Genomic DNA, 21,704 nt, shown 5'->3' on the forward strand with positions numbered 1-21,704 from the left:
GCGAGGATTGAGCCATGAGCTCGACCCCCGCCCTATCCGATGATCATCGTTTCGTGCTGACGCTGGGCTGCCCGGACCGGCCGGGCATCATCGCCCGCATCACGTCGTTCATCGCCGATTTCGGGGGCTCGATCGTGGAGGCCGGTTACCACTCGGACACCGATTCGGGCTGGTTCTTCACCCGGCAGGCGATCAAGGCGTCGACCGTGCCGTTCGAGCTGAGCGAGCTCCGCGACCGCTTCGCCGCGGTGGCTCACGAATTGGGCCCGGACACCGAGTGGCAGCTGCTCGACTCGGGCGCGCGACGCCGGGCGGTGCTGCTGGTCAGCAGGGACGGCCACTGCCTGCACGACCTACTCGGCCGGGCGACCAGCGGCGAACTGCCCGCCACCATCGAGGCGGTCATCGGCAATCACCCCGACCTCGCCGAGATGGCACACGCCCATGGCGTGAAGTTCCACCACGTCCCGTTCCCGAAGGACCCGGCCGACCGCGGCCCCGCGTTCGAGCAGGTCCGCGAGCTGGTGGACGCCCACGACCCGCACGCCGTGGTCCTGGCCCGCTTCATGCAGGTCCTCCCGCCCCACCTGTGCGACCACTGGGCGGGCCGCGCGATCAACATCCACCACAGCTTCCTCCCGTCGTTCGTCGGCGCCCGCCCCTACCACCAGGCCTTCACCCGAGGCGTCAAACTCATCGGCGCCACCTGCCACTACGTCACCGCCGAACTCGACGCAGGCCCGATCATCGAACAGGACGTCATCCGAATCGACCACGCCGACACCGTCCCCGACATGGTCCGCCAGGGCCGCGACATAGAACGCGTAGTCCTGGCCCGCGGCCTCCGCTGGCACCTCGAGGGCCGAGTCCTGGTCCACGGCCGCCGCACCGTCGTCTTCGAATAACACGCGCGCTCACCTAACACGGGCGCCCACCCCAAGTACCAACCTCGGGGACCACCCTCGAAAGACCCAACGCAACAACTGATCTCGCAAGCACATGGGTAACTCCCCGGGCACGCCCAAAACTCCCCCGGCCCCCAACGCAGGACCTACGACCAACTCCCGCGGCTCTCACTGGTACGGCCTAAAACCCGGGGAGGCGGCACAGCGGGGCGGCGCCAAGACCGGGCGCCCTTGACCGGCCTTGGCTGGCAACGCGGGTCAACCGTGCTGCCGCTCATCCCCCGTCCTCGGCGGAGAAGACCTCGTCATATCCAGTGTCCGCCCGCTGGACGCGTCAACCGGCGGGGGTGGTTGACGCTCTGGGCGAACATCCGGGCTAGGACGCCGCGGCGCTGCCCGGACGCAGGCCTGGGGTGGCGCTGCGGGAGATGCGGATCAGGCGGTGGAGTTCGGCGTTGAACTCCTGCGGAGCCTCGATATTGGGCAGGTGGCCGGTGGGCAGGACCGTGAAGCGGTCCAGGCTGCCCGCCGCGGCCAGCACGTCGGCGATCTCCCGGGAATGGATCGGCGGGAGCAGCTTGTCGAATTCCCCGGCGATCACGCTGGTGGGCACCGTGATATCGGCGGCGGCATCGCGCAGATCCAGCCGGGCCAGATCGCGGGCCACCGCACCGCGCACCGCGGGGCGGCAGGAGCGCACGATCGACAGGCCGAAGTCGGTCATATCGGCATCGCAGGCCGGGTTCATGATCCGGTCCTTGAAAAGGCTACGGGCCACGGCGAATCCGGGTAGCGGCACCGGCGCGCCGAAGACGGTCTGCGCCACCCAGACCGGGGCCGGCACCAGATCGCTCAGCAGCGGAATGATCTTGGCGCGGGCGGGAATTCGGCCCGCGGCGGTGGTGGCCAGCAGGACGGCCGAGGCGCGCTGGGAAACCTGTTCCGGGAATCGCCGCGCCCAGGCCTGAATCGTCATGCCGCCCATGCTGTGACCCACCAGCACCGCCCGCTGTCCGGGCCGCAGCACCGCGTCGAGCACGGCGGACAGATCCCCGGCCATTTGGTCGGCGCTGAAGGACTCCGAGCCCAGCGTGCTCTCACCGTGCCCGCGCTGGTCGTAGGCCACCACCCGATATTCGTCGGAGAAGGCGTTGATCTGCGGATTCCAGTACTCGATGCAGCACGACCAGCCGTGGATCAACACGATCACGTCGCCCTCGGACGGTCCGTACGCATGCACCCGCAGCCGGGCGCCGTCGGAGGTGGTGACGGGAATGATCTCGGGAGACGGGGCGACGTTCAGGGCCGCGGTGCCGTAGGTGCGCGACCGCAGTCGCGCGCGGTAGGCGGCGGTCAGGGTGTCGGCGCCACTGCGTAGGCCGGTCACCGTCTCGGGCAGCTTCACCAGCATGAGCACTCCTTTGTGTCCCTCCGCACACTACCGCGCTAGCAGCAGTGCTTGCTAGTGCAAGCAGTGAAGTCGCCCGATTTTTCGCCTGTGCACAGCTTCCGATCGGAACTTCTTCTGCGTGCCTCTCGCTTCCACGGGATACCCATTCCGCCGCAACGACATTCGTCGCCGAACGAACAGCCCCCGAAATTCTCTGTTACCTACAACACATATCGACGGACCGGGCATCCCCGATACATCGGTCCCGGATAACGAATTGCCAACGATCCGAAGGCATTCGTTGCAAGCACCGAGGGATATCGGCCTATGCCGTGGCCTCGCGGGCGGTGTAGGTGGCGGCGAGGACCTGGGCGAGTTCGGCGTTGAACTCACCGAAGGCCTCCACATTGCCCAGATGTCCGGTGGGCAGGACGACGAGTTTGACGAAACTGCCTGCTTCCCTGAGCATTTCCGCGATGCGCCGGGAATGCACCACCGGGGTCATATCGTCCTTGGATCCGGCGATCAGGGTGGTCGGCACGGTCAGGTTCACCGCGGAGCGGCCGAGATCGAGGTCGGCGAGCAGGATGCCGAACTTCGCGCGCACCCGCGCCGGGCACGACCGCACGATGGCCAGCGCGAAATCGGTGATGTCGCCGGTGGCGGCCAGGCTCAGGATCTGACGGCGGAACACCCACTTCACGGGCCCGATCGGCGGGAAGACGATCGGGGCGCCCAGTCCGAGCTTGCCGAGCAGATACGGCAGCGCCACCAGGCCGCGATTGAACAGCGGCACCACGGTGGTCTCGGCGATCAGGCCGTGCGGGGCGGAATTGGTCAGCACCACAGCGGCGGCCCGCTGGGTGACCTCCTTCGGATAGCGGCCCGCCCACGCCTGGACGGTCATCCCACCCAGGCTGTGCCCGACCAGCACGGCCCGCTGGCCCGGCCGCAGCGTCGCGGCGAGCACGGCGGACAGGTCGTCGGCGAGCAGGTCGGGGGTGACCGGGCTGATTCCGAGTTCGCTCTCGCCGTGGCCGCGCTGATCGTAGGCGATCACGCGATACTCCCCGGAGAACGCGTTGATCTGCGGATTCCAGTATTCGAGGCAGCAGGTCCAGCCGTGCACGAGGACGATCACATCGCCGTCGGCGGGTCCGTAGGCGTGCACGCGCAGCCGGGTTCCGTCGGCCGTGACGACGGGAACGACCTCGCTCGGCGCGGCCGGAGGGTTGAGCTCCGAGGTCGAGTAGACCCGGGTCCGCAGGTTGGCGCGGTGCGCGCGCATCAGGTCGTGGACCCGGTCCGCGAGACCCGCCATCGGGGAAGGCAGCGTTGCCCGCATGGAACACTCCTTTGTGTGTTACTGATAGCCACAGTAACCCATGCGTTCCGCGCCGGCCAACGCCCGCGGAGAAACCGACACGAAAAACGCCCGCCGACCGGGCGAGCCGGAGCGGCGGGCGTCAGAAGTCGACGGAGGCGGACCTCACCAGCGCGGACCGCGCTGCACCTCGTCCACCTTGGGGCGCACGTCCGCGAGATAGACACCGATCGCGACGATGGCGATGATTCCGAGCAGGCTCACCACCTTGACCAGGAAGAGCAGCCCCAACGCCACCGCGAGGATGGTCACCCAGATGGGCTTGGTCAGCTTGTCCACGGCAGTGAAAGCGTCGGGACGCTGCCTGATGGCGTGGACCAGCGCAAAGATGGCCGCACCCATTGCTGCGAGCCACAGCACCAAAAGAATTGCACCAGTCACCTGATTCACACCCCCCATGATAGAAGCAACGCCCTCGTACACCAGTGAGTACGAGGGCGTTGGGCAGATCTACTGAAGCGCTTTACTTCTTGGCCGTGGTGCTGCCGGTGGTCTTCTTGGCCGGGGCCTTCTTGGCGGGCGCCTTCTTCGCCGGGGCCTTCTTGGCCGGGGCGGCGGCCGGCGCGGATTCGTTGGTCACCGACACGACCTCGGCCTCGACGACCGACTCCGCCTCCTCGACCTCCTCGGCGGCCTTACCCAGCCGCCCGCGGACCTGACCGGTCACCTTGCCGAGCACATCCTCGGCCCGCTCGACGACGTCGGTCAGCGTGCCCTCCACCTTGCCGAACTGCTCGTCGAAGGCGGGGTTGGTCGAACGCAGCTTCTCGACCCGGCCCTCGCCGCGCTCGGCGAGATCCGCGTACAGGTCCAGCAGCTGGTGGTAGTACTGGTCGACGAGCCGGCGCAGTTCCTCGGGGGTGAGCTTCTCGCGCAGCTCGGCCACGTCGTCGGGCAGCTCGGACGGCAGGGTCGACAGCCGCTGACGCAGCGACTCGAACTGCTCCTGCACATCGGCCGGGAGATTGGCGAGGCGCTCGCGAGCCTCCTCCACCCGGCCGGTCACATCGGCGGTGGCGGCGCGCTCACGGAAACGGTCGACGATGTCGTTGACGGCGGTATAGAGGGCGTCGCCCGCGCCGACGGTCGCGTACAACGGCTTGGTCACGGTGGCATTGGCTTCGGTCATGTTTCGTTCTCCTGGCGTGGAACTTCGGTAGTGCTGCCATCGGTGGCGTGATGCGGAACCTCGTTGTCCCTGTTCCCCCCGGGAACGCCCCCCTCGGATTCCGTTGCGTCCCCTCCGATGTCGTTCCCCGCGTTTTCCCGGCGGAACGATTCGTAGATGTCCAGCAGCACCTGCTTCTGCCGTTCGGTGATCCCCGTATCGGCCAGCAGGGCGTCCCGGACGGGACTGTGCGGCCGCTGCTCGAGATAGCCCGCCCGCATGTACAAGACCTCCGAGGAGACCCGCAGACCCTTGGCAATCTGCGCGAGCACCTCGGCGGACGGGTTACGCAACCCGCGCTCGATCTGACTGAGATACGGGTTGCTCACCCCCGCCAGTTGTGCGAGCTGTCGCAGCGAGACTTGCGCGGCTTCTCGCTGCGCACGGATGAAGCTTCCGATGTCGTGCGCCGCGTTGGCTACGCGGCCCACCGTGGCAGCCGCAGTCTTTTCTGCGGATTCCCCGGTCTGCTGATCGGAAACCTCGGGCTCCTGTGCCATCACTCACCTTCCGGCGGTTGTACGGTCCATTCTAAAAGGAGGTGCTAACTCTTGCAAGCACCTTGCTAGCACTGTTTTGGCAAACTTCGGGCGTTAGAGCGACCAGCCAGGGAACAGCAAATGTGAAACGGCATAGATCGCCAGGCCGGCCAGCGATCCGACCACCGTTCCGTTGATGCGGATGAATTGCAGATCGCGCCCGGCCTGCAATTCGATCTTGCGACTCGCCTCGTCGGCATCCCACCGGGCAACCGTATCGCTGATCAGGGTCGCGATCTCGGAACCGTAGTTCGACACCAGGTATCGGACACCGCGTTCGGTCCAGCCGTCCACCCGGGCGCGCAACTCGGACTCGTCGACCAACCGCTGCCCGAGCTGCTGCACGTTCTCGGTGATCTTGCGGCGCAGTGTGCTGTTCGGGTCGTCGGCCGACTCCAGAATCATTCGCTTGGCCGCCCGCCAGGTGGCCCGGGCCATTCCGGTGATCTCCTCGCGGCCCATGATCTCGGTCTTGACCCGTTCGGCCTTCTTGATCATGGCGTCGTCGTACTGCAGATCGTGGGCGAAATCCTCGAGGAAGCGGGTCGCCGCCAGCCGCACCTCGTGATCGGGCTGGGAACGAACCTTCCAGGTGAATTCCACCAATTCCCGATAAATTCTCTCCGACAGCAGGATGTTGACGAATTTCGGCGCCCACGAGGGTGCGTCGCGCATGACGATCCGATCGATGGTCTCCTGGCTGCCCAGCGCCCATTGGTGGGCCCGCTCGGCCAGCAGATCCAGCAGCGGCGCCTGGCGATTCTCCGCCAACAGCTCCGTGAGGACGCGGCCGATCGGCGGCCCCCACAGCGGTTCGGCGATGCGTTTGACGATGGTGTGGTCGATCACCTGCTCGACGTCCTCGTCGCGCAGGGCCCCGATGACCGCCCGCAGAATCGTCGAGGTCTCCTCCGACACGCGAGCGGCATGCTGCGGATCGGCCATCCACCGCCCCAGCCGCAGCGAGATCTGCGCCGAATTCACCTTCTCTACGACGGTGTCGGGCGACAGGAAATTCGTGCGCACGAAGTCGCCGAGGCTCGTGCCGAGCTGATCCTTCTTCTTGCGGATGATCGCGGTGTGCGGAATCGGCAGCCCGAGCGGATGCCGGAACAGCGCGGTCACCGCGAACCAGTCGGCCAGCGCGCCGACCATGCCGGCCTCCGAGGCCGCCCGCACATAGCCGATCCAGGTGCCACCCAATCCCCGCGACCCGGCCCAGCAGCAGAGCAGGTAGACCACCGTCGCCGCCACCAGGAATCCGGTGGCCACCATCTTCATCCTGCGCAGGTCGCGGCGTTTGCCCGTCTCGTCCATGAGTGCGGCAAAGGAAGTAGGGGGCTCGGGCGGCGGACCGCCTGTGGCGTTTCCCACTCCGCGGCGTGATTCGACGGCGGTGCGCGAATCGGTCAGAGCAGGGGCGCTGCCGGGAGGTTGCTCCATATGTTCCATTCTGCTGGCTCGATCGGACCACCCTCACCCCGCCGCGCCCCAGCGCGGCCGGGCCGAAGTCGGACCATCGCTGGTGGGAAAGACTTAAGCTGGATGGGCCCGCATCCCCGAAACGAGGAGTCGATCCCCCTGTCCACCGAAGATCTCGTCGAAGTCGGCGACCGAGCGACACGCGCTCCGGCGCGAGGAGGCCGAGTGGACGGTCGCAAACGGCGCTGGCACCAGCACAAGATCGACCGGCGAGAGGAACTGGTCGACGGCACCCTGGCCGCGATCCGCAAACGCGGCGGCGATGTCGGCATGGACGAGATCGCCGCGGAGATCGGTGTCTCGAAAACCGTGCTGTACCGGTATTTCTCGGACAAGAGCGATCTGACCCGCGCGACGATGGAGCGTTTCGTCGAAACCACGCTGATGCCGCGCATCTACGAGGCGATCAGCGACGATCTCGACGAATATCAACTGGTCCGCAATACGCTGGCCGCCTATGTGCACACCGTCGACGCCGATACCGACGTCTACCGGTTCATCATGGGTAACGGCTCCACCACCGACAAATCCACGCTGGCCGATTTCGAGAAATTGTTCGCCGACGTGGTGGCCGCGGTGCTGCGCGACAAGGCCTTCGACCGGGGCGTGGAGACCGAGGGCATCATGCTCTACGCCTACGTGCTGGTGGGCGGCGTCCAGTTGGCAACGGACTGGTGGATCACCAATCGCGCGATGTCGGCGGACAAGATGCTCGACCACATGACGATGATGGCCTGGAGCGCCATCGAGGGCATGGTCCGCGCGGGCGGCTCGCCGGAGAAGTTCAACGCCGTCCCGCACCGCCTGCCCGACCCGGACCGGCAACGCGAGGACTGAACGGTCCGTTCCGCGCAACTCCGCCCTTGACCGACCCTCCCATGATCGGCCAGCCTGTTAGCAGGCGGCAAACAGTCGCGCTGGTCGACGACCGGGCGGAGCCCGACGACGCGGAGAGGCGGAACTGCTCTCTATGGCGAAAGAGTTGCCGACGTCCCGGCTTGCGCGCGGGACGAAGCTGGGCGTAGCCGTTGCGGGCAATGTCATCCGCGCGCAGCGCACTCGGCGCTCGATGCGAGGGCGCTCGGAGGCGGTGCGGGCGCGCATGGCCGAGGAGTCGATGATCCGGGCCACCGAACAGATGGTCATGGTGCTCGGCACCATGAAGGGCGTGGCCATGAAGCTCGGCCAGATGCTGTCGGTCCTGGATCTGGATCTGGTGCCGCCCGAACATCGCGAACGCTTCCAACGCCGCCTGGCCGTCCTGCGCGACAGCGCCCCCAACGTCTCCTTCGACACCATGTGCGCGGTGATCGAGGAGGATTTCGGCCGCCCGCTGTCGGAGGTGTTCGCCGAATTCGAACCGGAGCCGATCGCCGCCGCCTCCATCGGCCAGGTGTATCGGGGGCGGCTGCACGACGGTCGGCAGGTCGCGGTGAAGGTGCAGTACCCGGGCATCGATGCGGCGGTCCGCGCGGATCTGAAGAATCTGGCCATGTTCCGGCGGGTGCTGCAGTCGGCGATGCCGTGGGTGACCCCGGCCGTCCTCGACGAGTTGCGCCTGAATCTCGAGAACGAACTCGACTACGTCGCCGAGGCCCGCACCCAGCGCGAGATCGCCGACCTGTACGCCGACCACCCCTTCATCGTGGTCCCGGCGACCATGCCGGAGCTGTCGACCACCCGCGTGCTGGTGAGCGAGTACTTCCCCGGCCGCGGCTTCGAGGAGATCCGGAAACTGCCCGCGGCCGAACGCAATCGGGTGGGCGAGATCATCTACCGCTTCTACATGGGGTCGCTGTTCACCTTCAGCGAGTTCTGCGGCGATCCGCATCCGGGCAATCTGCTGCTCGGCGAGGACGGGCGGGTCGCATTCCTCGATTTCGGCCTCTACAACCGGATGGATCCCAAACATGTGCAGGCCGAGATGGCCGGGATCCGATTCGCGGCCGAGGACCGCGCGGAAGAGCTGTGGCAGTTGCTGATCGACCGCGGGGTCATCGAGGAGCCCGAGGCGGTCACGCCGGAGGAATGCCTGGAATACGTGCTGGCCGCGTGCGAATGGGCGGTGGTGGACGAGGAGCTGACCATCACCCCGGAACTGGCCAGCGGCGCCTTCATTCTCGCGGTCGACCCGCGGGCCGGCGAGTACGCCGGGATGAAACAGCAGAATCTGCCGCCGGAGCATCTGTTCTCCCGCCGCGCCGATTTCCTCACCTTCGGCGTGCTCGGTCAGCTCGAGGCGACCGCCAACTGGCATCGCATCGCCCGCGAATGGCTCTACGGCGATCCCCCGGTCACCGAATTGGGCAAGGCACATCACGCGTGGCTGGCGCAGCGCCCGCAATTGAAGAAGAATCGGTCCACCAAACAGAGCGCGGCGGTGCGCAAGAAGTCCGGCACCCGGCGCAAGTCGTGACCAGCCGTCAGGAGATGTAAAAACCCATGGCAGACAGGGAATTCGACCTCGTGCTGTTCGGCGCGACCGGTTTCGTCGGCAAGCTCACCGCCGACTATCTGGTGGCCGCGGCGCCGCAGGGAGCCCGAATCGCGCTGGCGGGCCGGTCTCCGGAGAAATTGACGGCGGTGCGCGACGAACTGGGCCCGGCGGCCGCCGACTGGCCGCTCCTGGTGGCGGATTCGTCGGACCAGGCGGCACTGGACTCGCTGGCGGCCCGGACCACCGTGGTCGTCACGACGGTCGGACCGTATCTGCGCTACGGGCTGGCGCTGGTCCAGGCGTGCGCCCAGGCCGGAACTCACTACGCGGATCTGACCGGAGAGCCGCTGTTCATCCGCGAATGTATCGACCGCTACGGCGAGCAGGCCGCGGCGACCGGCGCGAAGATCGTGAATTCCTGTGGCTACGACTCGATTCCGTCCGACCTGAGCGTGTATCAGCTCTACCGGCGCACGGTCGCCGACAACACCGGCGAACTCGAGGACACCACCCTGGTGGCCTGGCTCAAGGGCGGCGTGAGCGGCGGCACGATCGACTCCGGGCGCGCGATGATGGAGGCGATCGCCGCCGATCCGTCGAAGGGATCGGTGCTGTCGCATCCGTATTCGCTGAGCCCGGACAAGTCGATGGAGCCCGACGTGGGCCGGCAGTCCGATCAGGCGCTGGCCCGGGCCTCCACCATCGATCCGAGCCTGGACGGCTGGGTGGCGACGTTCATCATGGCCCAGCACAACACCAAGATCGTGCGCCGCACCAACGGCCTGCTGGGCTGGGTGTACGGCAAGAACTTCCGCTATCGCGAGGTCATGAGCGCCGGTTCCTCCCCGGCCGCACCGCTGGTGGCGGCGGGGATGGCCGGTGGCATCGTGGCGACGATGGCGGCCGGGGCCGTCCTGTCGCGGGTCGCGGCCGGGCGGCGATTGCTGGATCGGGTCCTGCCCAAGCCGGGCACCGGGCCGAGCGAAAAGGCGCGGCGCAGCGGCTGGTTCACGATGAAGACCTTTGCCCACACCTCCTCCGGTGCGAAATATGTGTGCACCTTCGCGGGACAGGGCGATCCGGGCTATCAGGCCACCTCGATGCTGCTCGGCGAATCCGGGCTGTGCCTGGCCTTCGACGAGCTGCCGCCGCTCGCGGGCATTCTCACCCCGGCCTCGGCAATGGGCGATGCGCTGACCGAGCGGCTGCGCAAGGCCGGGATCACCATCGACGTCGAGCGGGCCTGAATCGCCAGTTTGTGTGACACCGCGTCACGCTTATGATGAGCCGGTGAACCTCGCCAGGCGCACGATGAACAATCCGGCCTTCGCGCTGGCCTACGAGCGAGCGTGGCGTCCGGCGACGTTCTTCCTGGCCACCGGCCGCACCATGCAGGCCGATCGGCGCGACGCCGCGCGCACGCTGCGGTTGCGCGCCGACAGCCGGGTTCTCGATGTCGCGTGCGGGCCCGGCAATATCACGCACTTCCTGAGCGAGCGGCTCTCCGGCGACGGCTTCGCGGTCGGCGTCGACTTCTCCGCCGCCATGCTGCGGCAGGCGCGGGCGGACAACTCCGGCCCGCGGGTCGCCTATGTGCGCGGCGACGCACGCCGACTTCCCTTCCCCGACAGCAGTTTCGATGCGGTGTGCTGTTTCGGAGCGCTCTATCTGATCCCGGAACCGTTGGTGGCCACCCGGGAGATGATCCGGGTCCTGGCTCCCGGTGGACGCATCGCGATCAGCACCAGCCACCGCAGCCACGACTGGTTCGGCCGGGTCAGCACGCTCGTCGGCGGGGCGGGCGGGCTGCGCCTGTTCGATCTCGACACCTTCCCGAATCTGTTCTCCCAGAACGGATTGGTGGAAATCGACCAGCAGGTCCACGGCCTGCTGCAATATGTCAGCGGCTCCCTCCCGGCTAAAAGCATGCCGGGATGACGAGAAGTGAGCATGCCGGGATGACAAAGAGTGCCGGGGCGACAACCTTTGCATTCTGACCAGATCCGAATCTGTAACGCGTTACCGTAGGTGCACGGGAGTCGAATCGGAGCGGGGAGGGTGCACGATGGCGGCATCGATCGGCCGATGGTGGGGTTCGATGACAATGGCGCTGGCGGTCTGCGCGGCGATGCTGACCGGCGCGACGGCTATGTCACCGATGGCGGCGGCCGAGCCCGGGACCACCACGGCGGCAGGGGATTCCGATAACGCCGCCACGCCGATCGCTCAAGGCGACGACGACCCGTTCTATCTTCCTCCCCCGGGGTATGAGGACACCGCACCGGGCACGATATTGCGCAGCCGCCCGGTCGTGGTGAAGGCGCTGCAGCTGTTCCCGGTGCACGTGCAGAGCTGGCAGCTGCTGTACCGGACCACCGACGCCGACGGCAATCCCTATGCGTCGGTGACGACGGTGATGATCCCGCAGGGACCGACCAAACCGCGCCCGCTGCTGTCGTATCACATGGCCTACGACTCGATTCGGCGCGCCTGCATGCCGTCCTATTCACTGGTCCACAGCAATCCCCTGGACCTGTTCGACAACGCGAAACAGTCCGGATGGGCCCTTCCGCCATTGGAATTCGCCCTCGCGGCGGCCGCGGTGGCCAAGGGGTGGGCGGTCACGATTCCCGATGCCAGCGGTATCGACAATCGCTTCCTCACCCCGCGCGTCATGGGCTATACCACCCTCGACGGTATCCGCGCCGCACAGCATTTCGCCCCGCTCGGCCTGCCCGGCACAGCCACCAGGACCGCCATGTGGGGTTATTCCGGCGGCGGTATCACCACCAACTGGGCCGCCGAACTGCAGCCGGAGTACGCGCCGGAGCTGAACATCGCCGGTGCCGTGCTCGGCGCACCGGTGAACGATTTCGCGACCGCCCTGCGATCGGTCAACGGGCGCGTGCTGGCCGGGCTGATACCACTCGGCGTCGCGTCCCTGGCCCAGGACTCCCCGGAATTGGCCGCCCGCATTGATCAATACCTGACGCCGTCCGGGCGCGCCATCATCGCCGAAGCGGCCAACGACTGCGTCAACAAGACCGTGCTGAAGAATATGTTCCGCCGGGTCGAACAGTTCATGACTGTATCGATGGATCAGGTGCTCGCCGACCCGGTCATCCAACAGGCGATCGCGGAACGCGCCCGCGGGGCCGCCACTCCCACCGCTCCGCTGTACGTGGTCAACGGGGTCAACGACGAGATCAGCCCGATCGCCGCCACGGACCGTCTGGTCGATACCTACTGCGCGAACGGGGCCTCGGTCACCTACGTCCGCGACGCCCTGCCCGACCTGGTCAGCGACCACACCATCGTCGCGGCAACCGCCGCCGGTCCCGCCTTCGCATGGCTCGACCGGGTGCTGTCCGGACGCGGACCGGCCCCCGGCTCGGGCTGCACGACCACCACGGTTGCGTCGACCCTGATGGACCCGGCCGGGTTGGCAGCGCTGCCCGAGTTCGTGGTCACCGTCGTTCAGACCATGCTGGGTCAGGCGCTCGGCGCCGGCCGCTGAAGCGGAGTCGGGAAAACTCGCCTGCCCCAAGGGATTACCCGGGGATAGCGACTCGAATGGTGTGGCGGGTCACAACGGCGATGCCGCTCGTCACAGATCATGGTCCGGTAGGGTCGCCAACCGGAACGGGCGGGTTCGCGGCGACTGGAAGGGGAGCACGAGTGGGGGTACCCGACACCGGACAGCAGGCCGCCCGCGAATTGTATGCCGCGGCAACGGGTTCCGGCGGCGTGGTCTTCGAAATCGCCGAGGATGTGGCGCGCAATCTCGCCGCGGCCTGCGATCGGCTCGTCGATGATCTGGAGAAGGCTCGGATCGGCCATTATCCGGTCACGGCCGTTTCGGGCTTCGCCAACCTGCCGTCGGGGCGTGCCTTGGCACAGGGATTCGCCGCGAAGGGTCGCGAATTCCTCGACACCATCACCGCATTCCAGGAGACCGCCCTGCTGTTCAAGGCCGCCTATCTGGCCGCGGCCAAGCAGTTCGACGAGGCCGAGGCCGCGGGCCGGGCCGCGCTGGAACTCGTCGCGGCGCAGCTGGAGGGCCGCCGGTGAACGAGTACGGCGTGGATCCGCCCTACGTGCCGGATCGAGAAGTGTTCGGCGCCTTCACCCATCAGGAGATCTGGGATCTGGTCCACGAGGCGCTCGATCCGAGCGCCCTCGGCCGGGTCGCCGACTCCTGGCGCCACAATGCCGAACTCGTCGGCGAGGCCTTCCGCGTCTTCTCCGATACCGTGGACCGCGAGTTCGCCCGGTGGGGCGGGCAGAGCCGGGAGGCGGCCGTGCGGGCCACTCGCAATTTCGTCGCGCGCGGGCTGGTGGTGCCCGAGGTCTGTGATGCCCTGCAGCACCTGCTCGAGGCCGATGCCGAAGTGGCGCAGTCGATTCGGGATGCCATCCCGCCCCCGCCGCCGCCCTATCGGCCCCTCGACGATCCGGCGGCCGAGGCCGTGCACGGCGGACAGCGCCGCATGGAGTACGACCTGGCCGCCGCGGCGACGCTCGCCGACGTGCGCGACGTCATGACTTATCTCTACAATCCGAGCCTGCCCGCATCCGGTGACCGCGTGCCGAGGTTCGCACCGGCGCCGACCGGGCCCGGCTCGAGCGGGGGTCTTCGGTAGTGAAGTGGGTGCTGACCCCGGACGAGTTCACGCACGTCTGGGCCGGGGAGACCGGTCTGGACCGTCGGCCTTACCCCGTAAATATGATCCCGGCGACCACCGCGCGCACCGAATCCGAATATGCCGCACTCGGATTGCGCCACCGCTACACCCGCAACGTCGACCCGGATCTCACGGCCGCGCTGCTGCTGTGCGCACGGGCCGATGCCACCGTCATCACGGTGTCCGGCGAGCGGACGGTCGGCGAACCGGAGCGAATCCTCGCCTTCGCCGCCGTGGTGCACAATCACGCGGGCCTGCTGATCGCGCGGCCCGATGCGGTGGTCGTGCTGGTGTGCCACGCCCGCGCGGTCGGCGACAAGCTGATGGAGGTGATCGGCTCCGCCCCGCCCGGGCGGCACGGCCCGATGCGGGAACCGCAGGACGCCGTGCTGAACCCGGAGGGCAAACCGCCCCACCGCACCAACGGCCACCGCAACGCCGCTCGCTTCCGCCGAAAACTGCGGGAACCGGTCGACGCGCGCGGATTCATCACCGTCACCGTCGCCCCCGACAATCCGATGTCTCCCCCCACCCGCTACCGCACCTGGCTCGACTTCACCGGCGACGGCCGCTACCTGCTCACCACCGCCGCAGATCTGACCCTCACCCCGGTCAGCGACGCCGAGTTCTCCACCCACCTCCTGCGCCTGGCCTGCGTGCAGTGACCCTTGGAAGCGACACTCGTCTTTGGTCGCCCCGGCGTGCTTTTGGCCGGGGCATACTGCGTGGCATGCCCAAATCTCCCTGGTTCATGCCGGTTACGAAGGCGCTGCAGGCCGATGGTGTGAAGGTCGGTGAGCTCGATACCTCGGCCACTCCCGGGTTCAAAGGCGGGAAGGCGTCCGGGGAGAAGTTGTTGGAGCAGCGCAGCGTGGTGCTGTCGGACCTGCAGGAGAAGCTGTACGCCAACGGCCGCTCGGGTGATCCGCGCAGTGTGCTGCTGGTGCTGCAGGGAATGGACACCGCGGGTAAGGGCGGCATCGTGCGGCATGTGATCGGCTCGGTGGACCCGCAGGGCGTCGATCATGCCGCCTTCGGGGTGCCGACGGCCGAGGAGCGGCGCCACCACTATCTGTGGCGCATCCGCAAGCGGCTGCCGCGCGGCGGCCAGCTCGGCGTCTTCGACCGCTCCCACTACGAGGATGTGCTGGTGGTGCGGGTGCACAATCTGGTGCCGCCCGAGGTGTGGGGCAAGCGCTACACCGAGATCAACACCTTCGAGCGCAAACTCGTCGACGCCGGAACCACGCTGGTGAAGGTCGCGATGTTCGTCTCCCTCGACGAACAGAAGAAGCGGCTGGCCCAGCGTCTGGAACGCCCCGACAAATATTGGAAGTTCAACCCGGGCGATATCGACGAGCGCGCCTACTGGCCCGCCTACCAGGAGGCCTACCAGGCAATGCTGGAGCGCACCTGCACCGAGTACGCGCCCTGGTACGTCCTGCCCGCCGACCGCAAGTGGTACTCCCGCCTCGCGGTCACCGAACTGCTCATCGACGCGCTCCACGGGCTCGACTTGACCTGGCCGGACGCGAAATTCGACGTCGCCGAGCAGAAGAAGCGTCTGGCCGAAGCATAAGGTCTCGGGGATCTCTCAGGTTCGCGGGGAATCATGTGTCCGGGCGGGGTCGGCGAGAAACGGGCGTCGCCCGTACGATCGGGGCGGCACGGAACGGGTGTCCGCACGAACACAGGAAGGCGTGGTGAACTCTAAGGTGAGCCGGAATCCGCGGGGTAAGAGCGCGCTGGCATCGGTGAAGCGTACCGACCGTACCCGCACGATCCTCATCCAGGTCGGCGTCGCGGTCGTGCTGATCGGCCTGATCGCCGCTATCGGGATCAGCATCGCTGTCAAGCAGGCCAGGAAGAACGATCCCGGCCCCACGCCCACGATCACCGCGCAACCCGCGAGCCCGGATGCCGTCACCGCATCGATCACCGACAACGGCTCGATCCGCATCGGCAAGGCCGGTGCGAAGCCGGTCGTCCGCGTCGTCGCCGATCTGCAGTGCCCCGCCTGCCAGATGTTCGAGCAGGCCAACGGTCCGATGCTGACCGACATGGTGAACTCCGGCAAGGTCGCCGTCGACTACAACATCATCGCCATGCTGGACCCGAACTCCGGCGGCAACTCCCACTACTCCTCGCGCGCGGCCAGCGCCGCCTACTGTGTGGCCGAGGCCGATCCCACCAAGTTCCAGGGCTGGCTGGCGAACATGTTCAAGCAGCAGCCGCCGGAGGGCGCGGGCGGCCTGCCCGACGACAAGCTGGTCCAGATCGCCAAGGACTCCGGCTACACCGATCCCGCCACCGCCCAGTGCATTTCCGATCAGAAGTACACCAAGTACTCGCTGAAGAAGGTCACCAACGAGGCGATCGATGCCGGCATCAACCAGACGCCGACGATCTTCGTCAACGGTCAGCGGGTCACCGGCCAGGATCTGATGCCCGACGCCCTGCGCCAGAAGATAGAGGCCGCCGCGAAGTGAGCGCAGCACCCGCACGCACCGCGTGGATCCTCCTGATCGGCGGACTCGCGGGCTGGATCGCCTCGGTGACATTGACGGTCGAACGGTTCAAGCTGTTCGAGAACCCGGACTACCGGCCGTCCTGCAGCATCAATCCGGTGCTGGCGTGCGGGTCGGTCATGACCACCCACCAAGCCGCGATCTTCGGCTTCCCCAATCCGCTGATCGGCGTGGTCGGGTTCTCGGTGGTGGTCACCCTCGCGGTGCTCGCGGTGGCCGGTTCGAGCTTCCCGCAATGGTTCTGGGGCGGCCTGTGGCTGGGCCTGGCCCTGGGTATCGGGTTCATCGGCTGGCTGATCTTCCAGAGCCTGTACCGGATCAACGCCCTGTGCCCCTACTGCATGGTGGTATGGGCGATCACGCCGATCCTATTGGCGGTCACCACGAATCAACTGTGGGGCAATGCCCGCGGACCGCTGCGGGTGGTCGTCGAATGGCGCTGGACCTTCGTGGCCGTGTTCTACGCGGTGGTGGTGCTGCTGGTGTTCCTGCGTTTCCAGACCTATTGGACGTCGCTGTTCGACTAGTTCGGGACTAGTTCGGGGGCCCGACGGCGAGCACCACGGTGACGGTGCGGCGGGAGCCGTCGGGCCGGACGAGGTCCAGGCTGACGGCGTCGGCGGGTTTGCGCAGGTTCAGGACGGCCTTGAGCGACTGCACCGAGGTGACCGGGCGGCCGTCGACCGCGGTGATGATCTCGCCCTGAACGAGTCCGGCGGCATAGGCGGGCTGGCCGTAGAGGGCGACGTCGATGCGGGCGCCCGCGGGCTGTCCGGCGTCGGAGGTGAGTACGCCGAGGGTCGCGGTCGGACCCACGTGCACGGTGTCGGTGGGTGTGCCGGAACGGATCTGGCGCACCACGGTCATCGCGGTATCGATCGGCACCGCATAGCCGCTGGCCCGTCCGGCGGCCTTGGCGACCTCGCCGGAGGATGCGGTGATCACGCCGACCACCGCGCCGTACCGATCGACCAGTGCGCCACCGGACTGGCCGGACGCCACCGGCGCGGCCACCTCGATCATTCCGGTGAGCGATTTGCGGGACAGATCGGCCGCATCGCGCGCCACGATCGAACTGCCCAGCGCGGTCACGGTCCCGGGTGTCACGGTGGGTGAGCCGGTGCCGCCCGCATTGCCGATGGCCAGGATCTCATCGCCCAGCCGCAACCCCGCCGAGCTGCCGATCCGGGCCACCGCCAGGGCTCCCGCATCGGCCAGCGACAACAGGGCGATATCGGTGGTGGAGTCGTAACCGAGCACGGTCGCGGGATATTCGATGCCGTTTCCGATATCGCCGACGGTGATGACGTCCGCGCCCTTGATCACATGGTGGCTGGTGAGCACCTGGCCGTCGCCGGTGAGCACGATGCCCGAGCCGGCGGCGTTGATCCCGCTCGGCCGGATCGAGACATTGATGTTGACCAGTTCCGGTTGCACGGCCGCCGCCACCGCGGCCGGATCCATCGGGGGCAGCGGCGGGCCGAGAAGCGTGGCCGAGGAGTCGCCGAGCCCGAAGGGCCACTGCGGCAGCTCGCCGCGATAGCCGAGGAAAACCACCCCCGCCAGGAGGGCGGCCAGCAGTAATGCGACGGTCCGGCCCACCCTGCCGACACCCGTCGAAGTCGCACTGTGCACATCGGCCGTATCCGTACCGACCCGATGCTCTCCGCACCGCTGTCCGTCGTCCATGGACACTCCCGCCTCGTGCGCGCCCGTAGGGCTCCGGCGATTGTGCTCTTATGTGTACCAAAACAACGGTACGCCGTCACCGGTTCAGGGCCGCCACGACGAACATGAATGCCGCACCCGCGACCGTGCACAGCAGCACCAGGCGCGACGGTTTGCCCGAATGTGCCTCGGGCAGAATGTCGGCCGTCGCCAGATACAGCAGAAAGCCCGAGAAATACCCCAGGTAGAGACCGGCCAGATCGGCGGGCACCCGGATCAGGGTTCCGATCACCGCGCCGAGCACCGGGGCCAGCGCGTCGAGCCACAGCAGCACCATGGCTCGACGACGCGCGTTGCCGTACAGGGTGGGGATGGTGAAGGCGTTGAAGCCGTCGGCGAAGTCGTGGCAGATCACCGCGATGGCCACCGAGATCCCGAGCGCGGCCTCGGCCTGGAATCCGACGCCGATACTCAGCCCGTCGAGCATGCTGTGGAAGATCAGCCCGCAGGCCGCCAGCAGGCCGACCGACTGGAAGTCGTGGGTGTGGCTGCCGAAGTCGTGCTCGTGGCCGACGTGGATGGCCATCTCCCGTTCGATGATGTGCACCGTGAAGAAGCCGACCACGGCCGCGATCAGCGCACCGGGCACGCCCGCGACGACATACGTCGACTCGGCCAGCGCGTCCGGCAGCAGATCGAAGGCGACCACGCCGAGCATGACCCCCGCAGCCAGCCCGAGCACCAGACGTTTGCGGTCACCGATGCGAATCGCCATGAGCCCGCCGACCAGCGTCGAGCACATGGAAACGAGTGCCAGCACAATCGCCATCGCAACAGCATGTGACATCCGGAAGAGCCGGGGCTCACTCCCCCTCGGTGCGTTGCTGAACCGTTGCTCCGCTCGCAATAGTTTGCGTTGACAAGTATGCGGGAGTAGGCATGAAAACATGACCACAGCCGCCGCGTATTCCGTCTCCGCGCCCGATGCCCGATTCACCAAGACCACGATCGAGCGCCGGGGACTCGGCCCGCACGACGTACTCATCGACATCAAGTACGCCGGCATCTGCCACTCCGACATCCACACCGCCCGCAACGAATGGCACGGCACCACCTACCCGTGCGTGCCCGGTCACGAGATCGCGGGCATCGTCGCCGCCGTCGGCTCGGAGGTGACCAGGCACAAGGTCGGCGACCGCGTGGGGGTCGGCTGCATGGTCGATTCCTGCGGCACGTGTCCGCCCTGCGTTGCCGGTGAGGAGCAGTACTGCGACCGCGGTGCGACGATGACCTACAACACCCCGGTGCCCGAGGAGTTCCAGCCGGGCGGGGTCACCTTCGGCGGCTACTCCACCCAGGTCGTGGTCACCGAGAACTTCGTGGTGTCGATCCCGGAGGGCATCGGCCTGGACGTGGCGGCACCGCTGCTGTGTGCGGGTGTCACCTTGTATTCGCCGCTGCGGCACTGGAATGCCGGACCCGGCAAGCAGATCGCGATCGTCGGCATGGGCGGACTCGGCCACGTCGGCGTGAAGATCGCCGCCGCGATGGGCGCCGAGGTGACGGTGCTCAGCCACTCGCTGAACAAGCAGGACGACGGCCGTCGCTTCGGCGCCAGCAACTACTACGCAACCGGCGACAAGCAGACCTTCCGCGAGTTGCGCGGCCGATTCGACCTGATCGTCAACACGGTCTCGGCCGATCTGCCGATCGACAACTACATGAAACTGCTGAAGCTGGACGGCACGCTGGTCATGCTGGGCCTGCCCGACAACCCGCTGGCGGTGCAGCCGTTCACGCTGGCGGGCTATCGGCGCTCGCTGGCCGGTTCGATGATCGGCGGCATCGCCCAGACCCAGGAGATGCTGAACTTCTGCGCCGAACACGGCATCGGTGCGGAGATCGAGGTGATCTCCGCCGATCGCATCGATGAGGCGTACGAGCGGGCGATCGCCAGCGATGTGCGCTACCGGTTCGTCATCGACGCCGCCACCATGTGAGAAGTGAGCTCTCGGCGCAGCCGGTCCATCTGGTTCCGGCTGTGATCGGTGGTGTCGTACTCGACCTGGACGGTGAGGCGGCCGGCGAGGGTGAAGATCGTGAGCTTCGGGGGCATCCCGGGACCATGGCGCAGATATCGTCGCGGACGATGCGCACCCCCGCCGGCACCGAATGTGCCGGGATACGACCGATGTTGGACAGGGCGATGCGAGACAGGGTGTGCGGCGGCTCGGCCAGCATCCCGCGCATGGTGTCGAGCAGATCGAGCACCTCCGACTCCGAGATGGTCTCGGCCGGCCGATCGTCCACGGCGGCCGGAAGCTCGCGCGTGACCGACAGAATGGGGAGCGGAGCACCTTCCAGGCGGGCCGTATAACGCCACCACATCTCGCCCAGCAGAGCGAAAGCCGAACGGCCGTCGGAGATTCCGTGATGGATCACCAGTACGACGCAGGTACGGCTCTCGTCCCGCAGCACCACCGCGCGAAACAGCCCGCCGTCCCAATCCTGCGGCCGATTCACCAGCCGCAGGTATGCGGCCTCGCCGCCCTCGGCCACCTGCAGCGGGGGGCGATAGCCGTCCACCAGGCGCAGCATCGGCACGCCGTTGTCGTGAATCCGGCGGCAGCCGAGCAGTGGATGAACGGCCACCAACTCCTCCAGCACCGCGCGCAGCGCCTCGAGGTCGAGCTCGCCCTCGATCGTCGATCCGATGAACAGGGGCATGCCTCCGACGGGCACCGAACCCAGGTAGGCCTCGGGGCTGAAGTAGCCGAGCTCGAGCGGGGAAATAGGACGTTGCGAGATCATCGCGCACCTCTCGGAGGAATCGGGACTGCTCCGAACCATACATCCGTTTCAAACGTATGTCACAAACAATTGTTTGAAACGTCCGTCAGTGCACTCTTGCTACCCTGCTGACGTGGGAACTCGTGACGATCTCCTGGCCGCGGCCAAACGGTGCCTGGCCGAACGCGGCTATGCCCGCACGACGGTGCGGGATATCGTGGCCGCCTCGGGCAGCAATCTGGCAGCGATCAACTATCACTTCGGCACGCGCGATACCCTGCTGAGCCAGGCGATGATCGAATCGACGACCGAGGCCGTCCAGCGCATCCTCGACACCCTCGCCGACACCAGCGGCGGGCAGCCCGCCGCGCGCCTGGAAACGTTTCTGCGGCAGCTGATCACAACCTTCACCGAGGACCGCTCGGTCTGGGCGGCCAATATCGAAAGCCTCGCCCAATCACTGCATTCCGGTGATATCCGCGTCGAGGTCTCCGCGAAACAGCAGGAAGCCCGGCGTTCCCTGGCCGGCATGCTGGTCCCCACCGCCGCGCCCGACGACGCCGTCGGCGCGGTCCTGCTCACGCTGCTCGACGGCCTGCTCGTCCAATGGCTGCTCGACCCGGCCGCCGCACCCTCCGCCGAGACGGTCGTGGCGGGGCTGCGGTCGATCGCCACGCTGCTGGATTGAGCGAGCGCCCGCCTGCCGCCGAGGCGGCCGAAGCACCAGC

Annotated in this window: 23 protein-coding genes; 14 read left to right on the top strand and 9 right to left on the bottom strand. The window is 67.4% G+C overall.

The window, feature by feature from the left end; all coding sequences use genetic code 11:
• Window positions 1-14: 14 nt before the first annotated feature.
• Window positions 15-905 carry a formyltetrahydrofolate deformylase gene (purU, locus tag IU452_RS35445; RefSeq protein WP_195113614.1) on the top strand — a complete coding sequence of 297 codons (891 nt, stop codon included), beginning with the start codon at window positions 15-17 and terminating at the stop codon, window positions 903-905.
• Window positions 906-1,281: 376 nt separating this feature from the next.
• Here the strand turns inward: purU and IU452_RS35450 are convergent, their stop codons facing one another.
• The 6 genes from IU452_RS35450 to IU452_RS35475 all read right to left on the bottom strand — a co-directional run bounded on the left by IU452_RS35450 (window position 1,282) and on the right by IU452_RS35475 (window position 6,703).
• Window positions 1,282-2,316, bottom strand: a complete 1,035-nt coding sequence (locus tag IU452_RS35450) for an alpha/beta fold hydrolase (RefSeq protein WP_195113615.1) — start codon at window positions 2,314-2,316, stop codon at window positions 1,282-1,284.
• A 304-nt stretch (window positions 2,317-2,620) separates the two neighbouring features.
• Window positions 2,621-3,640: an alpha/beta fold hydrolase gene (locus IU452_RS35455; protein ID WP_195113616.1), complete on the bottom strand. Its 1,020-nt coding sequence runs from the start codon at window positions 3,638-3,640 to the stop codon at window positions 2,621-2,623.
• A 144-nt stretch (window positions 3,641-3,784) separates the two neighbouring features.
• Window positions 3,785-4,078 carry a DUF2516 family protein gene (locus IU452_RS35460; RefSeq protein ID WP_195113617.1) on the bottom strand — a complete coding sequence of 98 codons (294 nt, stop codon included), beginning with the start codon at window positions 4,076-4,078 and terminating at the stop codon, window positions 3,785-3,787.
• A gap of 64 nt (window positions 4,079-4,142) precedes the next feature.
• A complete protein-coding gene (locus tag IU452_RS35465; RefSeq protein WP_195113618.1) occupies window positions 4,143-4,808 on the bottom strand; it encodes a heparin-binding hemagglutinin in 666 nt (221 codons plus the stop codon).
• A complete protein-coding gene (locus IU452_RS35470) occupies window positions 4,805-5,347 on the bottom strand; it encodes a helix-turn-helix domain-containing protein (RefSeq protein ID WP_195113619.1) in 543 nt (180 codons plus the stop codon). Before IU452_RS35470 ends, IU452_RS35465 begins: the two co-directional genes overlap by 4 nt.
• A 93-nt stretch (window positions 5,348-5,440) precedes the next feature.
• A complete protein-coding gene (locus tag IU452_RS35475) occupies window positions 5,441-6,703 on the bottom strand; it encodes a DUF445 domain-containing protein (RefSeq protein WP_228819312.1) in 1,263 nt (420 codons plus the stop codon).
• 330 nt (window positions 6,704-7,033) lie between these two features.
• Between IU452_RS35475 and IU452_RS35480 the strand changes: the two genes are divergently transcribed.
• The 11 genes from IU452_RS35480 (at window position 7,034) to IU452_RS35530 (ending at window position 17,045) form a co-directional block, all read left to right on the top strand.
• Window positions 7,034-7,705, top strand: a complete 672-nt coding sequence (locus tag IU452_RS35480; protein WP_324193008.1) for a TetR/AcrR family transcriptional regulator — start codon at window positions 7,034-7,036, stop codon at window positions 7,703-7,705.
• Window positions 7,706-7,838: 133 nt separating this feature from the next.
• Window positions 7,839-9,284, top strand: a complete 1,446-nt coding sequence (locus tag IU452_RS35485) for an ABC1 kinase family protein (protein ID WP_195113622.1) — start codon at window positions 7,839-7,841, stop codon at window positions 9,282-9,284.
• 26 nt (window positions 9,285-9,310) lie between these two features.
• On the top strand, window positions 9,311-10,552 hold the full coding sequence (locus IU452_RS35490) for a saccharopine dehydrogenase family protein (protein ID WP_195113623.1): 1,242 nt from the start codon (window positions 9,311-9,313) through the stop codon (window positions 10,550-10,552).
• 43 nt (window positions 10,553-10,595) lie between these two features.
• Window positions 10,596-11,243: a class I SAM-dependent methyltransferase gene (locus tag IU452_RS35495; RefSeq protein WP_195113624.1), complete on the top strand. Its 648-nt coding sequence runs from the start codon at window positions 10,596-10,598 to the stop codon at window positions 11,241-11,243.
• Window positions 11,244-11,370: 127 nt separating this feature from the next.
• Window positions 11,371-12,822 carry a lipase family protein gene (locus IU452_RS35500; protein ID WP_195113625.1) on the top strand — a complete coding sequence of 484 codons (1,452 nt, stop codon included), beginning with the start codon at window positions 11,371-11,373 and terminating at the stop codon, window positions 12,820-12,822.
• Between the two features lie 161 nt (window positions 12,823-12,983).
• The gene (locus IU452_RS35505) at window positions 12,984-13,376 is read left to right on the top strand and encodes a hypothetical protein (RefSeq protein WP_195113626.1); all 393 of its coding nucleotides are present in this window, start codon (window positions 12,984-12,986) and stop codon (window positions 13,374-13,376) included.
• Window positions 13,373-13,948 carry a hypothetical protein gene (locus IU452_RS35510; RefSeq protein ID WP_195113627.1) on the top strand — a complete coding sequence of 192 codons (576 nt, stop codon included), beginning with the start codon at window positions 13,373-13,375 and terminating at the stop codon, window positions 13,946-13,948. Before IU452_RS35505 ends, IU452_RS35510 begins: the two co-directional genes overlap by 4 nt.
• Window positions 13,948-14,655, top strand: coding sequence for an ESX secretion-associated protein EspG (locus IU452_RS35515; RefSeq protein WP_195113628.1), 708 nt, complete (start codon window positions 13,948-13,950; stop codon window positions 14,653-14,655). Before IU452_RS35510 ends, IU452_RS35515 begins: the two co-directional genes overlap by 1 nt.
• A gap of 65 nt (window positions 14,656-14,720) precedes the next feature.
• On the top strand, window positions 14,721-15,569 hold the full coding sequence (locus IU452_RS35520; RefSeq protein ID WP_195113629.1) for a polyphosphate kinase 2 family protein: 849 nt from the start codon (window positions 14,721-14,723) through the stop codon (window positions 15,567-15,569).
• Window positions 15,570-15,693: 124 nt separating this feature from the next.
• Complete coding sequence (locus IU452_RS35525; RefSeq protein ID WP_324193009.1) at window positions 15,694-16,479, top strand: DsbA family protein; 786 nt, start codon at window positions 15,694-15,696, stop codon at window positions 16,477-16,479.
• Window positions 16,476-17,045, top strand: coding sequence for a vitamin K epoxide reductase family protein (locus tag IU452_RS35530; RefSeq protein WP_195113631.1), 570 nt, complete (start codon window positions 16,476-16,478; stop codon window positions 17,043-17,045). The genes IU452_RS35525 and IU452_RS35530 overlap by 4 nt, the downstream gene beginning before the upstream one ends.
• 7 nt (window positions 17,046-17,052) lie before the next feature.
• On the opposite strand, the gene IU452_RS35535 is transcribed toward IU452_RS35530, so the two are convergent.
• Window positions 17,053-18,207 carry a S1C family serine protease gene (locus IU452_RS35535; protein ID WP_195113632.1) on the bottom strand — a complete coding sequence of 385 codons (1,155 nt, stop codon included), beginning with the start codon at window positions 18,205-18,207 and terminating at the stop codon, window positions 17,053-17,055.
• A gap of 76 nt (window positions 18,208-18,283) precedes the next feature.
• A complete protein-coding gene (locus IU452_RS35540; protein ID WP_195113633.1) occupies window positions 18,284-19,015 on the bottom strand; it encodes a ZIP family metal transporter in 732 nt (243 codons plus the stop codon).
• 118 nt (window positions 19,016-19,133) lie between these two features.
• Between IU452_RS35540 and IU452_RS35545 the strand changes: the two genes are divergently transcribed.
• Entirely contained in the window at window positions 19,134-20,186 is a 1,053-nt protein-coding gene (locus IU452_RS35545) for an NAD(P)-dependent alcohol dehydrogenase (protein WP_195113634.1), read from the top strand.
• Here the strand turns inward: IU452_RS35545 and IU452_RS35550 are convergent.
• Window positions 20,164-20,997, bottom strand: a complete 834-nt coding sequence (locus IU452_RS35550; protein WP_195113635.1) for a condensation domain-containing protein — start codon at window positions 20,995-20,997, stop codon at window positions 20,164-20,166. The genes IU452_RS35545 and IU452_RS35550 overlap by 23 nt on opposite strands.
• Before the next feature lie 112 nt (window positions 20,998-21,109).
• Here IU452_RS35550 and IU452_RS35555 point away from each other — a divergent pair, with 112 nt between their 5' ends.
• Entirely contained in the window at window positions 21,110-21,664 is a 555-nt protein-coding gene (locus IU452_RS35555) for a TetR/AcrR family transcriptional regulator (protein WP_195113636.1), read from the top strand.
• Window positions 21,665-21,704: the final 40 nt, after the last annotated feature.

It is taken from the genome of Nocardia transvalensis, from assembly GCF_015477765.1.
Classification (GTDB): Bacteria; Actinomycetota; Actinomycetes; order Mycobacteriales; family Mycobacteriaceae; genus Nocardia; species Nocardia transvalensis_A.

Excerpts from the sequence above, each read along its gene's own strand:
- purU (WP_195113614.1), top strand. The coding sequence starts at position 15 with ATGAGCTCGACCCCCGCCCTATCCGATGATCATCGTTTCGTGCTGACG.
- IU452_RS35450 (WP_195113615.1), bottom strand. The coding sequence starts at position 2,316 with ATGCTGGTGAAGCTGCCCGAGACGGTGACCGGCCTACGCAGTGGCGCC.
- IU452_RS35455 (WP_195113616.1), bottom strand. The coding sequence starts at position 3,640 with ATGCGGGCAACGCTGCCTTCCCCGATGGCGGGTCTCGCGGACCGGGTC.
- IU452_RS35460 (WP_195113617.1), bottom strand. The coding sequence starts at position 4,078 with ATGGGGGGTGTGAATCAGGTGACTGGTGCAATTCTTTTGGTGCTGTGG.
- IU452_RS35465 (WP_195113618.1), bottom strand. The coding sequence starts at position 4,808 with ATGACCGAAGCCAATGCCACCGTGACCAAGCCGTTGTACGCGACCGTC.
- IU452_RS35470 (WP_195113619.1), bottom strand. The coding sequence starts at position 5,347 with ATGGCACAGGAGCCCGAGGTTTCCGATCAGCAGACCGGGGAATCCGCA.
- IU452_RS35475 (WP_228819312.1), bottom strand. The coding sequence starts at position 6,703 with ATGGACGAGACGGGCAAACGCCGCGACCTGCGCAGGATGAAGATGGTG.
- IU452_RS35485 (WP_195113622.1), top strand. The coding sequence starts at position 7,839 with ATGGCGAAAGAGTTGCCGACGTCCCGGCTTGCGCGCGGGACGAAGCTG.
- IU452_RS35490 (WP_195113623.1), top strand. The coding sequence starts at position 9,311 with ATGGCAGACAGGGAATTCGACCTCGTGCTGTTCGGCGCGACCGGTTTC.
- IU452_RS35500 (WP_195113625.1), top strand. The coding sequence starts at position 11,371 with ATGGCGGCATCGATCGGCCGATGGTGGGGTTCGATGACAATGGCGCTG.
- IU452_RS35520 (WP_195113629.1), top strand. The coding sequence starts at position 14,721 with ATGCCCAAATCTCCCTGGTTCATGCCGGTTACGAAGGCGCTGCAGGCC.
- IU452_RS35535 (WP_195113632.1), bottom strand. The coding sequence starts at position 18,207 with ATGGACGACGGACAGCGGTGCGGAGAGCATCGGGTCGGTACGGATACG.
- IU452_RS35540 (WP_195113633.1), bottom strand. The coding sequence starts at position 19,015 with ATGGCGATTGTGCTGGCACTCGTTTCCATGTGCTCGACGCTGGTCGGC.
- IU452_RS35545 (WP_195113634.1), top strand. The coding sequence starts at position 19,134 with ATGACCACAGCCGCCGCGTATTCCGTCTCCGCGCCCGATGCCCGATTC.
- IU452_RS35550 (WP_195113635.1), bottom strand. The coding sequence starts at position 20,997 with ATGATCTCGCAACGTCCTATTTCCCCGCTCGAGCTCGGCTACTTCAGC.